We start from the raw sequence: 14,189 nt of genomic DNA on the forward strand, positions 1-14,189 counted from the left end.
TATAGATTTTCTATATATGCAGACAGAGATGATTTGGTATAAATATGGAATCTTCACTTATATCACCTCAAAAAGTTTACCAGGAAACGGACGAACCATTCCTTTCATTTCTAATTGAAATAATAAGGAAGATACTTTGTAAATAGGAAGTTGACAGTCTATAGCTATCGAATCCAATAATTGCTTTCCGTTGTTTTTCAGGTGATTATGTATTTTTTCTTCCTCGGGAGTTAAAGAAACGAATAATTCTTGTTGAATGGTTTTGGCTTTAGGTTTATCCCAATTTAGGTGATATAATAAATCTTGAGCAGAGAGTAAAATTCGAGCTTTTTCATTGCGTATCAGCATATTGCATCCCAAGCTATAAGGGTCGGAAGCTCTTCCAGGAACGGCAAAGACCTCGCGGTTATATGAAAAAGCAATGTCTGCAGTAACTAAACTTCCACCTTTGATTCCCGATTCAATTACGATAGTAGCCTCTGATAAACCAGCAATAATCCGATTACGGCTTAGAAAATTCTTTCGATCGAATTTACTATCAATACCAAAATCAGTAATGAATCCGCCATTAGCTTCCATTTCTGCCATATATTTAGCATGTTGATTAGGGTAGATAGTATTCAATCCATGAGCTAAGCAAGCGATTGTCTGTAAATTGTGCTTCATAGCCGTTTTATGAGCCAGAATGTCTACGCCATAGGCGTATCCACTAACAATAACTATGTCTAAATCAGATAGTTCTTCAATTATTTTTTCACAAAAAGCAATTCCATACGGAGTTATATTTCGAGTTCCAACAATGCTTAAAATACGTTTGTTAGCCAAATTTATGTTTCCACGTTGGTAGAATATAATCGGGCTATCAACGCATTGTTTCAATAGAGTAGGGTAGTCAGTGTCGTTGTAGTGACAAACTTTGATGTTATTTTTCAGGATAAATTCAAGCTCAGTTTCTGCCTGACGTAGATAGTCAGCAGAGGAGGAAAAATTTTGTAAGAGTTTTTCTCCAATACCGCTAACACGCTCCAAATGATGTTTTTTGATTGAAAATATAGCTTTGGCACTTCCAAAGTGAGCAAGTAGTTTTTTAGCTGTAATGTCGCCTACCATCGGAATTTTTTTCAAAGCTATCGTGTATAATAATTCTTCTTCCTGCATGTTTTTGTTTTTTTAAGCTGTAAGCTATACGCTATATGCTAACCCCTGATATTATTAACGACTGACCTAAACATACGTTAAATTCAATTTAAATCGCAGTTTTATCAATTCTTGAGCGTTGGAAATCGTTTTGAAACAGCGTTTTAGTTTTGTCTTTTCTTCTTTATTTAAATTTTTGATATTCAGGTATCTACCGCTGTCATCATTTTTTAATCCACTTTTTATACGGAATTTAAGTAAGGCTTTGGCAGCATAGGCACAGGCTAGGAATATTTCTTTATTTTGAGGTTCAAGTTCGGCTAATTTTTCAAATCGCTCAGCAGTGTTAGTTATATTTTTGATTTTGTGTGACAAAGCTAACAATCGTGCAATATCGCTAATGGTAGTTAAAGCTCTGGCCTTCAGATCGAATTGATCCTTGTATTTTCCATCGTGTTCTACGATAAAATTTCTAAAAAATCCTAATGGAGAAGGGTTTTCCAAAGCACTTTTTGCTAACAATGCCATAAATCGTTCATTGGTTTGTGTAAATTCGAACACTTTATCACTTAATTTATTCACTAATGTAGCCTCTCCAAAGCTAAACGACATATCATAAAAAATTGAAAACATTAGTAAATCAGCATCGTTCGCATTTGATACCCATGATTTGAATTGTTCTTCCCATTTTGATAAACTCAAACACCAGTTCGGATTTTTTGCCATCATATTTGCAGGACAATAGTCATAACCAATCTTGTTTAACATAGTATTTATCTTATTTGCTAATTGCAAAAAATAGGTTTGAGTCTGTTCATAGTGTTCCTCAGTAACATCTTCAAAGACAATGGCATTGTCCTGATCGGTGATGAGAAACTGCTCTTTTCGTGCTAAACTCCCTAAACTAACCCATGCAAAACGTACGGGTGGAGGTGTCGGCATACGTTTGATACACAATTCAATAGCTTTTGAAGTAATTGCCTCGAACAACTGATGAAACAAATCGGTGATCAATCCCAAAGGTATGTTTTGGATTACGTATCCCTTTAATAAATTAATGGATTGTTGGCGGATACTTTTCAGGTGCTTTGACTTTTTGGAGCGTTTCACCGCTTTCATCAACTCAGGGATGCTATCTCCTTTAACAGTTTCGATGTCGTGCTGAGTCATGATACCAATCGTAGGAGTGTTATTTGTACCGTCTTCAGTGATAATCAGATGATTAATGTTATTTTTTATCATCTCGAATTGAGCTTTTGCGATAGTCATCTGTTTGGGATAGGTACGCACTGGACTGCTCATTACCTGTGAAACTTGCATGTCCAATGAAAAATAACTGGTAGCAATTTGCTTTCGCAAATCTTTATCCGTAACAATTCCCAAGGGTTTTTTGTCAGCATCCACAATTACGATGCTACTCACCCTTTTTTCGGTCATCAAGGTTGCTATTTGTTGTATAGATTCTTCGGGACTGGCTTTGACCACTTTTTTGACGTAAACAGCTGGTTGAAGTTCAAAAAAATCCTTTTGAAGCATGTTTCTATCAAAATTCTGATATAAATACTTCGTATGATCTATTGAATATGGGTTCCGAGTTTTTGAAGCGAATATTTCGATCAGATACAATCCGATTTTGGTATCTTTTTCAATCAGAGGTCTGAAATCCTTGGATGGGATGCCATAAATAATAGATTCTTCTTGAGCAATAGCACTCATTTGATAAGGTGTGTTCGTAATTATGGGACGTACCCCAAAAACATCACCTTCATCACAGATATCGACCATCTCAAAATTGTCATTCACTGTTTGTCGCATTTCAATGGCACCTTCTTTTACGATATAAAAATAATCGTGTGGATGGTCTTGCTCATTGAATACTATTTTCCCTTTTTCCAAATAAATAATGGTAACCTCTTTGGATAAATTAAGTAAGTTTTCTTGATCAATAATATCAAAGGGAGGGAATTTTTTTAGAAAATCATTAACTCTATTGGCGATTGTATTTTTCATTCGGAGAGATCATGTCAGGTTTTCGCTGAGTTTTTTTATTTCAAAACTTTGTCAAAATATAGGCTATTTGACAAAGTTTTGATTTTTTTATTCTAATCTTGTAGCCAAACATTCAAAGTGTAACTGTCTTGTTTTCATTTAGAAAGAATCCATTACGGTTTCATGCTTCGTGTATGTGTGAGATTAAAAACTATTTTATCTTTACTCGTAAGATGAAGGAATCAGACTTTTAAGATTTCAGATTCTTTAACGGCTAAAACTTCATCTACTTTTTTGATGTATTTATCCGTTAGTTTTTGTACCCTTTCCTCAGCATCTTTTTTGATATCTTCTGAAGTCTCTACTTTTTTGATTTCTTTGTTAGCTTCCTGACGGGCGTTGCGTACACTAATTTTAGCATCTTCGCTTTCTCCTTTAGCTTGTTTTACCAAATCTTTACGGCGTTCCTCGGTTAAAGGAGGTACGCTAATGATTACATAATCACCGTTATTCATAGGGTTAAAACCTAAGTTAGCAACCAAAATTGCCTTTTCAATAGGCTGAATCATACTTTTTTCCCACGGTTGGATAGTAATCGTACGAGAATCGGGTGTGCTTACGTTAGCTACTTGGCTTAGAGGAGTTTGTGAACCGTAGTAATCTACAAAAACGCTCCCTAACATTTGTGGACTTGCTTTTCCTGCACGAATATTTACTAAAGCTTTTTCTAAATGAGCTAAGGCATTTTGCATTGCTTCTTCAGTACTTTCTAGAATAATGTTAATTTCTTCGTTCATATTTATAATATAAAAAATTGTTTGTTTTTTTAAGTGTTTTATTTTCTATCAATTCCGATTTTTATGGCTCTGACAAAGAGAAGTTACTTCACATCAACTGTGGTACCCACATTTTCGCCAGTTACAACCTTCATCAAATTTCCTTTTTTGTTCATGTCGAAAACAATAATCGGTAGATTGTTTTCTTGGCTCAGTGTGAAAGCAGTCATATCCATCACTTTCAGACCTTTATCCATCACATCATCGAATGTAATACGTTCAAATTTGGTTGCGGTTGAATCTTTCTCTGGGTCGGCAGTGTAAATTCCGTCCACCCGAGTACCTTTCAAAATCACATCAGCATTGATTTCAATAGCACGAAGTACTGCTGCTGAGTCGGTTGTGAAATAAGGATTTCCTGTACCCGCACCAAAAATTACGACACGTCCTTTTTCCAAGTGGCGAACCGCACGGCGTTTGATAAAAGGTTCCGCAATAGCTTCCATTTTAATAGCCGTTTGCAAACGCGTATAAATACCCTCATCTTCCAAAGCACTCTGCAATGCCAACGAATTGATTACTGTTGCAAGCATTCCCATATAATCTCCTTGAACTCTGTCCATTCCATTACTTGCTCCAGCAACACCTCTAAAAATGTTTCCGCCACCTATCACAATAGCAACTTCAACGCCTTCTTTCACAACTTGCTTGATTTCAGAAGCATACTCTTTTAAACGGGCAGGGTCAATGCCATACTGACGGCTTCCCATCAGAGCTTCGCCACTTAATTTCAATAATATTCTTTTGTATTTCATAAAATATATATTTTTCAAAATAATAGTGATTAATTTGCTCCCAGTTTTCAATTGCCCATTGAATAACGCAAAACAAACCTGCAGGAAACAAATAAAACGATTTTTATTCACTTACGTTGCTTACCGTTGTTGGAAAATTTGGTGTATACAACTGTATTTTAAATGTTTATGTAGGTCGAAAATCGAAAATAATCTTGTAAGAACTACTCCCTATATCGACCATACATTAAATAATCCACAAATATATACATTTTATAAATAAAATAAAAAAACCTGTTTTATTTTTTTGTATCAATTTTTTATATTACTTTTGAAACCTGAATCATGCAGTAAATGTTTATTTATGAAATATAGCTTTTGGTTTTTATATCTATCGCTTACGTTGGTAACAGCCTGTGGAGGTGGTGGAGCTAATTTAACAGAAGAGGAAAAAGAAAAAATAAAACAAGCTAAGTTGGATTCCATTGCCGATCTTAGACTTGCTGAGATTGATATGAATGAGGTTGATACATATCCTATTTTTAAAGGATTATGCTCAGAATCAGCGTCTAAGGAGGAGCAAAAACAGTGCTTTGTACAACATTTTTCTAAGTTTTTGCAAGAACGATTGGAAAACGAAAAAATAGAGGTTACCGAACCTATTTTGGATACTATATTTGTAAATATTAAAATTGATAACAACGGAAAGGCTGTGCTGGAAAATACTGAAGCCAAGGCGAAAACGAAAGAGTTATTGCCTACTCTTGATGAAGATTTAGCAGATAACTTAGATGAGATTGCAACTATAAATCCTATTCAACCCGCTACAAAACACGGAGTTAGTATTAGTGTACAGTTTCGAGTTCCAATTGTGATGAATGTAAAGTAGGAGATGATTCTTTACATAAGAATTCTAAATCTTACAGGGATTTTTTGAACCAGTTCTTTTTTCTTTTGAACAATTGCACTTTGATAATTTCTTCTTCAAGTAATAAAAGGTGCAGTTTAAAGTCTGTGTGAAATAAACAATAGAAATTTGTGGAAAAAATCATTTTAGGAATAGATCCTGGCACAACCATTATGGGTTTTGGTATTATCAAAGTTGAAAATCAGCAGATGGAATTGTTGCAGGTCAATGAGTTACATCTTCAAAAATATGATAATCACTATATCAAACTTCGTGTAATTTTCGACAGAACTATAGAACTTATCGACACGTATCATCCTGATGAATTAGCAATTGAAGCTCCTTTCTTTGGTAAAAATGTCCAATCAATGCTCAAATTAGGTCGAGCTCAAGGAGTAGCAATGGCAGCTGGGCTTTCTCGGCAACTTCCTATAACCGAGTATGAACCTAAAAAAGTTAAAATGGCAATCACAGGAAACGGAAATGCTTCTAAGGAACAAGTTGCAAAAATGTTGCAACAGCTACTGAAAATAAAAGAATTACCTAAATATTTTGATGCTACTGACGGACTCGCTGTCGCCGTATGTCACTTTTTTAATAACGGTAAAGTAACTACCCAAAAATCATACAATAGTTGGGCAGCTTTTGTAAAACAAAATGAAAACCGCATCCGATAAAAATAGCAATTTTGCATAGCATTTACATACATATTCCCTTTTGCAAACAGGCATGCCATTACTGTGATTTTCATTTTTCCACGACTCTGAAACGCAGAAGTGAGATGGTAGACTCTTTGTGTAAGGAGTTGATAATTAGAAAAAAAGAAGCTGAAAATTCCGTTATTCAGACCATTTACTTTGGTGGTGGAACTCCCAGTATTCTCTCCGATCAGGAGTTGGAGCGTATTCTACAAACCGTTTTTGAAAATTATTGTGTTAGTGATGATGCAGAGATTACCATAGAAGCGAATCCCGACGATTTTTTCAAAGATGGAAAGACTCCCGAACAGCGTTTATGTGTATTTAAATCTCTTAAAATTAATCGATTGAGCGTTGGTGTGCAGTCGTTTTTTGAGGAAGATCTACGCATGATGAACCGAGCTCACTCTACAGAGCAAGTTCACAGATTGCTTTCGGAAGCACCGAATTTTTTTGATAATATTACTCTTGATTTGATTTATGGAATTCCTAATATGAGTGATGAGCGTTGGCTACAAAATCTCGAAAAGGCTTTGTCTTACAATGTTCCACACATATCAGCCTACGCACTGACAGTAGAACCACAAACGGCATTGCATAAATTTATCGCAATAGGGAAAATAACCCAAGTTGATGATAATCAGTCGTTATCCCATTTTCAAAAGATGATTGAAGTTTTGATAAAAGCAGGTTTTGTACACTACGAATTTTCAAATTTTGGCAAAGAAGGATATTTTAGTAGAAACAATACGGCTTATTGGTTTGGGAAAAAATATATGGGAATTGGGCCATCGGCACATAGTTTTAATGGAAGTGAACGCAGTTGGAACATCGCTCACAATATTAAATACATACAGGCGATTGCAAAGGGTGAACTTCCTGCTGAAAAAGAGGTGCTTTCGCAAAACGATCGATATAATGAATTGATAATCACTCGCATACGTACAATGATTGGTATTTCAATCACTGAAGTGAAGCAAGAGTTTGGGGAAAAATATTATACCTATTTATTGCAACAAGCCCAAAGACATTTTGCTGAGGCTACCTTACGTTTAGAAGGTTATTATCTTCGGGTCACTCCAAAAGGAAAATTTCTATCCGATGGTATAGCATCTGATTTATTTATGGTAGAGTAGTTTTGGCTTTTAAACGATGTGTAAAAATTAAATGTAAGCAGGGATAAGGTTGTTTTACTCGCGTACAAATGGTTGATTTTTAATCTTTTTCTTCAGTAAAAAATATAAGTGTTAAGATGTTTTACTACTTTTGGTGAAGTTGCAAATTTTCTCGTTGTTTATTTTCGGAAGCAATTACCCTTATTTTTTGTTTAAGCAAGATAATCAATTAGTTATAAGTTAAAAATAAAACGTATTTTTTTTGGATTTGGTCTAAAATTTTGTTTGTTCATTGAGTAGGAAAAACAATTCGAAATAATAGGAAAATCAAAAAAAAAGAACGAAATTTGTAGCAACTAACAAATCTAACAACAAGTATGCGTAAAATTTATTTTTTATTGTCACTGGGAGTGCTTGTAAGTTGCAACAACGCTCCTAAAAAACAGGTTGTCAATGAAGTACATCCTGAAGAAACAAAATCTGAATTATTAAAAACAGCTGAAACGTTCTTCAAATCCGTTAGCTCTGTTCCTAAACCAGAAATTTCGGAAGAAAAAATCGCTTTAGGTAAGAAGCTGTATTTCGATACACGCTTATCAAAGGATGGGAACATCAGTTGTAATTCTTGCCACAATTTAGAAACTTTTGGTGTGGATAACTTGGCATTTTCACCAGGGGATACCAAAGAGCTTGGAGGTAGAAACTCGCCTACAGTATTTCACGCCAGTCTACACGCGATGCAGTTTTGGGATGGAAGGGCAAAAGATGTCGAGGAACAAGCTGAAGGGCCTATTCTAAACCCTGTGGAACACAATATCCCTAATGCAGAATTTTTAGAAAATAGATTGCGAAAGGTAGCCGAATACCAGACGTTGTTTAAAAAAGTGTATCCTGACCAAGAACAACCAATCACGTTTAAAAATATAGCTAATGCTATTGGGGCATTTGAGCGTACGCTAAATCCTGTATCACGATTCGATAAGTTCTTGGATGGCGACGAACATGCTTTAACTCAGCAAGAGAAAGACGGGCTTCAAGCTTTTGTAGATAATAGTTGTATTACGTGTCATTCAGGGGTAGCCATTGGAGGACAAATGTTCCAAAAATTCGGATTGTTTGGGGATTACTGGGAGCATACCAAAAGTAAAAAAGTTGATGCGGGATTGTTTGACTTGAATAAAAATGAAGGAGAAAAATACTTCTTTAAAGTTCCAGGATTGCGAAACATAGAAAAAACAGCTCCGTATTTCCACGATGGATCTGTAGAAAAATTAGAAGATGCTGTAAGGATAATGGCAAAACTGCAATCAGATAAAGAGCTGACAGATAAGCAAGTGAATGATATAGTAGCTTTTTTGAAAACTCTTACTGCCGATATTGACGATACGCAGAAAAGATTGTAACAAATAAGGAAATCCGATAGACTTCAGTTAACAAATAGTAGAATCGTTTAACCCCCATTTGAATTATTTTGAGATGATTTTGAAAGGTTTGGTGATAACAGACCGATAATCAATAAAATAATTCAAGTGGGGGTTAGGTTATTACTATGCTTCTATTCGTACAAAGATTTAATTTATAAAGTTTTAGCCTGTTTTTTTAGCTCTACATACTCTAGGAGTAGTGTTAATAACTATTCAAATAAATCCTTTTCTAAAAAAGTTGTATCGAAAAACCAGCCGTACACATAATCGCCGTCTTCATAAGTTTCCTCAATGATATACAAGTCGATGTAGCCTTGCATTCGAGCTTTCATTTGAACAACGGTGTAGTCATAATCTACAATTTTGTAGAGCAAACGTTCTTTTCCAAGCAATTCAGCATAGCACGAAATGCGAGTTTTATTGCTTTCAATAAAAACCTCGTCTCGGTACTTGCTTCCTGGTCGTGTCATGTAGTCCCTAAAATCTTTAGCTTCCACGTCTAAAACATCTTCTTTTACCTTTTCTTGTATGATGAAACATTCATCAAAAGCTTTCCTAAAATGTTTACCTTCTCGTTTGTAAAAGGATAATTCATCGATTTCCTCTTGTTTTTTAAGCTTATTGTCCGCTTTGTGTGAGGCTTTGTGTAGTTTGTAGAAAATAAAAGTCGAGAAAAGTACAATGGCTATAACAATAAGCTGTTCCATGATTGTAGAGTTTTTGAATTTATCTCACACCAAGAAAGGGGATCCAGAGCGGGATGTAAAATATTCCGTAACTTCGTATCCCCTTCTTTTTCTTGAAAAAATGAATATCTTGACTACCTAACCAATTTTTTATACTTAATACGTGTTGGAGTAACTTCTTTTCCAAGGCGTTTACGTTTGTTTTCCTCATATTCAGAGAAACTTCCTTCAAAGAAATATACCTGTGAATCGCCTTCGAAAGCTAAGATATGCGTACAAATTCTATCTAAGAACCAACGGTCGTGCGAGATGACTACTGCACAACCTGCGAAGTTTTCCAAACCTTCCTCCAAAGCACGTAATGTATTAACATCTAAGTCATTAGTAGGCTCATCAAGTAAAAGTACGTTTCCTTCTTCTTTTAAGGTCATTGCCAAATGCAAACGGTTGCGTTCTCCACCTGAAAGCGTAGCTACTTTTTTGTTTTGCTCACTTCCACTGAAATTAAATCGACTGAGGTAGGCACGGGAGTTAACTTGCCGTCCGCCCATCATAATAAGGTCTTGCCCATCAGAAAAATTTTCCCAAATGGATTTTTCAGGGTCAATATTCTTATGGGATTGGTCAACATAAGCAATTTTTACTGTATCACCCACTATAAATTCTCCTGAATCAGGAGTTTCTTCACCCATAATCATTCTGAAAATTGTGGATTTTCCTGCTCCGTTAGGACCAATTACTCCAACAATCCCAGCTTGTGGAAGCACAAAATTAAGGTTATCATACAAAAGTTTATCCCCGAAGGCTTTAGCAACTCCTTTTGCTTCAATGACATTAGTGCCTAAACGAGGTCCGTTCGGAATGTAGATTTCGAGTTTTTCTTCTAGTTGCTTTTGGTCCTCGTTGAGTAATCGGTCATAATTTTGCAAACGGGCTTTCTGCTTGGCTTGTCGTCCTTTAGCTCCTTGTCGTACCCATTCCAACTCACGTTCCAATACTTTTTGGCGTTTGGATTCTGTTTTTTGCTCTTGTGCCAAACGTTTTGCTTTTTGGTCAAGCCATGATGAATAGTTTCCTTTCCACGGAATGCCTTCACCTCGGTCAAGTTCCAAGATCCAACCTGCTACATTGTCCAAGAAATAACGGTCGTGCGTTACGGCGATGACCGTTCCTGCATATTGTTGTAGGTGTTGTTCTAGCCAAAGTACCGATTCGGCATCAAGGTGGTTAGTAGGCTCGTCAAGTAACAGAACATCAGGTTGTTGTAACAATAAACGACATAACGCCACACGACGACGTTCTCCTCCCGAAAGCACTTTTATAGGAGTGTCAGGGTCAGGCGTACGAAGGGCATCCATTGCCACTTCTAATTTGTTATCGATTTCCCAACCACCACAAGCGTCGATTTTATCTTGTAATTCAGCTTGTTTGTCCATCAATTTTTGCATTTTGTCAGGGTCGGAGTAAACCTCTTCCAAGCCAAACATATCATTGATTTTGTTAAACTCGTCCAAAATGGCAATTACATCGGCAGCTCCCTCGCGAACCACTTCAATCACGGTTTTGTTTTCATCTAATTGTGGCTCTTGTTCCAAATATCCAACTGTGTAACCTGGGGCAAACACTACTTCGCCTTGATGGTTTTTATCAACACCTGCTATAATCTTTAAAAGAGATGATTTTCCCGAACCATTCAATCCTAAAATACCGATTTTAGCTCCGTAAAAAAAACTTAAATAGATGTCTTTAAGCACCTGTTTATTAGTCGAAGCGTACGTTTTGCTTACCTTCGACATTGAAAAAATTACTTTCTTATCGTCTGACATTTTATGTTATTTTAAACTTATAATATGACACTATATTAAGATTATTTGTTGCAAAGGTAGTATATTTTTTCGTTGAAGCAAATAGAACTACTCAGGTAGAATATTATTCTCAAAAAAATTTGAATATTACCGATGAGAATCGTATTTTTGTCATCTATATTTTAAAAATTTATGTATCTATGAAATGGGAAGGCAGACGGCAAAGTGGGAATGTTGAAGACCGTAGAGGCTCAGGAGCAGGTAAAAAGGTCATCGCAGGAGGAGGTATTTTAGGTATCATTATTCTGCTTCTGCAGGTTTTTGGAGGCGAAACAGGACAAACAATAGCCCCTATGTTAGAACAATTTAACCAAAGCCAACAAGTGCAACAAGCAGATGCAAATGTGGAACTTACGCCAGAACAAAAACAAATTGGAGCTTTTGCGGCAACGGTTTTGGCAGATACGGAAGATGTTTGGGATAAGATATTTAAAGAAAATAGTTTAGGTGAATATCAAAAACCAACTTTGGTGTTGTTTACCGATGTTGTTGAGTCTGCTTGTGGAAGAGCAACGGCTTCTGTAGGGCCTTTTTACTGTCCTGCGGATTACAAGATTTATATGGATATGAGTTTTTTTGAGGAGTTACGTACACGATTTGGAGCGAAAGGAGGCGATTTTGCTATCGCCTACGTAATGGCTCATGAGGTAGGGCACCATATACAAACTTTGCTTGGTACGTCTAAAAAAGTACGACAAGCACAGCAAGGGAAAAGCCAAGCTTATGCTAATAAACTGTCTGTAGCTCAAGAACTTCAAGCTGATTTTTACGCAGGAGTATGGGCTCATCACAATCGGAAATATTTAGAGGAAGGCGATATTGAAGAGGCGATGAGTGCTGCCCATGCCGTAGGAGATGATGCTATTCAGAAACGTGTTCGTGGGCATGTGGAGCCTGATTCTTTTACACATGGCACCTCTGAACAGCGTGTGAAATGGTTTATGAAGGGATACAATACGGGAGATATCCGTCAAGGAAACACGTTTGATGAAATAAATTAGTTTTTTGTATTTACTTACCAAAAGGATTTTGTTTTGTCAAAATTAGGTGAGTAATCTTTAAAACATAATCGAAAAGAAGTAAAGTAAGACATAATAAATAAATTTTCAAAAAAAGTAACTTATGGGAAAAGGATTTTTTAATGTACCAAAGGCTGTAAATGAGCCTGTAAAGTCATATGCAAAAGGAACGCCTGAACGTGATGCTGTTTTAAAAGCATACAAAGAGCTTTGGAACAGTCAGGCAGATGTTCCACTATACATCGGTTCGGAGGAAATAAGAACTGGAAACACTAAAAACATGACCGCTCCTCACGATCATCAACATGTGGTAGGAAAGTATCATTTAGCTGAAAAACAACATGTTGAAAAAGCGATCAAAACAGCTTTGGAGGCTCGTAAAAAATGGGCTGCCATGCCGTGGGAAGAACGTGCGGCTATTTTCTTAAAAGCGGCAGAACTCATTGCAGGGCCTTACAGAGCAAAAATGAATGCCGCTACCATGATTGCCCAGTCTAAAACCATTCATCAAGCGGAAATTGACTCGGCTTGTGAATTGATTGACTTTTTGCGTTTCAATGTAGAGTTTATGGCAAATATCTACAATGACCAACCAATTTCTTCTGAAGGTATTTGGAATCGTGTGGAATACAGACCTTTGGAAGGGTTTATTTATGCTGTAACTCCGTTTAATTTCACTGCAATTTCAGGAAATTTACCAGCGAGTGCCGCTCTGATGGGCAACGTAGTAGTATGGAAACCGAGTAATGCACAGGTGTTTTCAGCTAACGTAATTATGGAAGTTTTCAAAGAAGCGGGGCTTCCTGACGGAGTTATCAATTTCATCAACGGAGATGCAGCGATGATTACAGAAACTTTATTGGCAAGTCCTGATTTTGCGGGAATTCACTTCACAGGTTCTACAGGTGTTTTCCAAGATATCTGGAGAAAAATAGGTACGAATATTCACAATTACAAAACTTACCCGAAAATTGTAGGAGAAACAGGAGGTAAAGATTTTATCGTAGCTCATCCTTCAGCTATCTCAAAACAAGTGGCAACGGCAATCACTCGTGGAGCTTTTGAATACCAAGGACAAAAATGTAGTGCTGCTTCACGTGTATATCTGCCAAAATCAAAAGCTACTGAAATCCTTAATTTTGTAAAAGAAGATGTACTTTCGTTCAAAATGGGTTCACCCGAAAATATGGAAAACTTTATTACAGCTGTTATCCACGAAAGTTCTTTTAATAAATTAGCAAAATATATCGATCAAGCTAAGCAAGATTCTGATGCAGAGGTGTTTGTAGGTGGGAATTATGATAAATCGAAGGGGTATTTCATTGAGCCAACAGTAATCGTAACTACCAATCCTAAATATACAACTATGGAAACTGAACTTTTCGGTCCTGTGGTTACGGTATATGTTTATGAGGATGAAAAATGGACAGAAACCCTCAAATTGGTAGATGAAACATCCGAGTACGCATTAACAGGAGCTGTGTTTTCACAAGATAGATACGCTTTAAATGAGGCAATTAAAGCTTTAGAAGATGCGGCAGGAAACTTCTACATTAACGACAAGCCAACGGGAGCTGTGGTAGGGCAACAGCCTTTTGGTGGAGCAAGAGCTTCTGGAACAAACGATAAAGCTGGTTCAGCTCAAAATCTATTGCGTTGGGTATCACCGCGATTGATTAAAGAAACATTTGTTCCGCCAGTGGATTACAGATATCCTTTTTTAGGATAGCGTTTTAGTTTACCACATAAATACGCGATTTTGGTAGAATTATTAAGAAT

12 protein-coding genes are annotated in these 14,189 nt (G+C 36.4%); 6 read left to right on the top strand and 6 right to left on the bottom strand.

The genetic code is table 11. The features are described 5' to 3' along the window. Positions 1–57 precede the first annotated feature (57 nt). From dprA to pyrH, 4 genes are all read right to left on the bottom strand, one after another. Positions 58–1,158 (bottom strand): DNA-processing protein DprA, encoded by a 1,101-nt coding sequence (dprA, locus tag CCAND38_RS00090; RefSeq protein WP_042342855.1) that lies wholly within the window; start codon positions 1,156–1,158, stop codon positions 58–60. Positions 1,159–1,224: 66 nt separating this feature from the next. Next, a complete protein-coding gene (locus CCAND38_RS00095; RefSeq protein ID WP_042342857.1) occupies positions 1,225–3,147 on the bottom strand; it encodes a DUF294 nucleotidyltransferase-like domain-containing protein in 1,923 nt (640 codons plus the stop codon). Positions 3,148–3,368: 221 nt separating this feature from the next. After that, a complete protein-coding gene (gene frr, locus CCAND38_RS00100; protein WP_042008706.1) occupies positions 3,369–3,923 on the bottom strand; it encodes a ribosome recycling factor in 555 nt (184 codons plus the stop codon). An 83-nt stretch (positions 3,924–4,006) separates the two neighbouring features. Next, positions 4,007–4,717, bottom strand: a complete 711-nt coding sequence (gene pyrH, locus CCAND38_RS00105) for a UMP kinase (RefSeq protein WP_042008709.1) — start codon at positions 4,715–4,717, stop codon at positions 4,007–4,009. Between the two features lie 343 nt (positions 4,718–5,060). On the opposite strand from pyrH, the gene CCAND38_RS00110 reads away from it, so the two are divergent. From CCAND38_RS00110 to CCAND38_RS00125, 4 genes are all read left to right on the top strand, one after another. Next, a complete protein-coding gene (locus CCAND38_RS00110; protein ID WP_042008711.1) occupies positions 5,061–5,585 on the top strand; it encodes a hypothetical protein in 525 nt (174 codons plus the stop codon). 149 nt (positions 5,586–5,734) lie between these two features. Continuing rightward, positions 5,735–6,280, top strand: coding sequence for a crossover junction endodeoxyribonuclease RuvC (ruvC, locus tag CCAND38_RS00115; protein WP_082021472.1), 546 nt, complete (start codon positions 5,735–5,737; stop codon positions 6,278–6,280). Between the two features lie 11 nt (positions 6,281–6,291). Continuing rightward, entirely contained in the window at positions 6,292–7,437 is a 1,146-nt protein-coding gene (gene hemW, locus CCAND38_RS00120; protein ID WP_082024920.1) for a radical SAM family heme chaperone HemW, read from the top strand. 356 nt (positions 7,438–7,793) lie between these two features. Continuing rightward, complete coding sequence (locus CCAND38_RS00125) at positions 7,794–8,819, top strand: cytochrome-c peroxidase (RefSeq protein ID WP_042342862.1); 1,026 nt, start codon at positions 7,794–7,796, stop codon at positions 8,817–8,819. 230 nt (positions 8,820–9,049) lie between these two features. Here the strand turns inward: CCAND38_RS00125 and CCAND38_RS00130 are convergent, their stop codons facing one another. Together CCAND38_RS00130 and ettA are read right to left on the bottom strand one after the other, a co-directional pair. Continuing rightward, positions 9,050–9,547, bottom strand: a complete 498-nt coding sequence (locus CCAND38_RS00130; RefSeq protein WP_042342864.1) for a hypothetical protein — start codon at positions 9,545–9,547, stop codon at positions 9,050–9,052. A 113-nt stretch (positions 9,548–9,660) separates the two neighbouring features. Further along, positions 9,661–11,352, bottom strand: coding sequence for an energy-dependent translational throttle protein EttA (ettA, locus tag CCAND38_RS00135; RefSeq protein WP_042008721.1), 1,692 nt, complete (start codon positions 11,350–11,352; stop codon positions 9,661–9,663). A 179-nt stretch (positions 11,353–11,531) separates the two neighbouring features. On the opposite strand from ettA, the gene ypfJ reads away from it, so the two are divergent. Beyond that, complete coding sequence (ypfJ, locus tag CCAND38_RS00140) at positions 11,532–12,392, top strand: KPN_02809 family neutral zinc metallopeptidase (protein ID WP_042008726.1); 861 nt, start codon at positions 11,532–11,534, stop codon at positions 12,390–12,392. 121 nt (positions 12,393–12,513) lie between these two features. After that, positions 12,514–14,139, top strand: coding sequence for an L-glutamate gamma-semialdehyde dehydrogenase (gene pruA / locus CCAND38_RS00145; protein ID WP_042342866.1), 1,626 nt, complete (start codon positions 12,514–12,516; stop codon positions 14,137–14,139). The last annotated feature ends 50 nt before the right edge of the window (positions 14,140–14,189 follow it).

The sequence above is a fragment of the Capnocytophaga canis genome, assembly GCF_000827555.1.
Taxonomy (GTDB): Bacteria; Bacteroidota; Bacteroidia; order Flavobacteriales; family Flavobacteriaceae; genus Capnocytophaga; species Capnocytophaga canis.

What these genes read in the sequence shown, in the direction of transcription:
- ettA (WP_042008721.1), bottom strand. Translation starts at nt 11,352, where the DNA reads ATGTCAGACGATAAGAAAGTAATTTTTTCAATGTCGAAGGTAAGCAAA.
- CCAND38_RS00125 (WP_042342862.1), top strand. Translation starts at nt 7,794, where the DNA reads ATGCGTAAAATTTATTTTTTATTGTCACTGGGAGTGCTTGTAAGTTGC.
- ypfJ (WP_042008726.1), top strand. Translation starts at nt 11,532, where the DNA reads ATGAAATGGGAAGGCAGACGGCAAAGTGGGAATGTTGAAGACCGTAGA.
- CCAND38_RS00095 (WP_042342857.1), bottom strand. Translation starts at nt 3,147, where the DNA reads ATGAAAAATACAATCGCCAATAGAGTTAATGATTTTCTAAAAAAATTC.
- pruA (WP_042342866.1), top strand. Translation starts at nt 12,514, where the DNA reads ATGGGAAAAGGATTTTTTAATGTACCAAAGGCTGTAAATGAGCCTGTA.
- CCAND38_RS00130 (WP_042342864.1), bottom strand. Translation starts at nt 9,547, where the DNA reads ATGGAACAGCTTATTGTTATAGCCATTGTACTTTTCTCGACTTTTATT.
- dprA (WP_042342855.1), bottom strand. Translation starts at nt 1,158, where the DNA reads ATGCAGGAAGAAGAATTATTATACACGATAGCTTTGAAAAAAATTCCG.
- pyrH (WP_042008709.1), bottom strand. Translation starts at nt 4,717, where the DNA reads ATGAAATACAAAAGAATATTATTGAAATTAAGTGGCGAAGCTCTGATG.
- frr (WP_042008706.1), bottom strand. Translation starts at nt 3,923, where the DNA reads ATGAACGAAGAAATTAACATTATTCTAGAAAGTACTGAAGAAGCAATG.
- CCAND38_RS00110 (WP_042008711.1), top strand. Translation starts at nt 5,061, where the DNA reads ATGAAATATAGCTTTTGGTTTTTATATCTATCGCTTACGTTGGTAACA.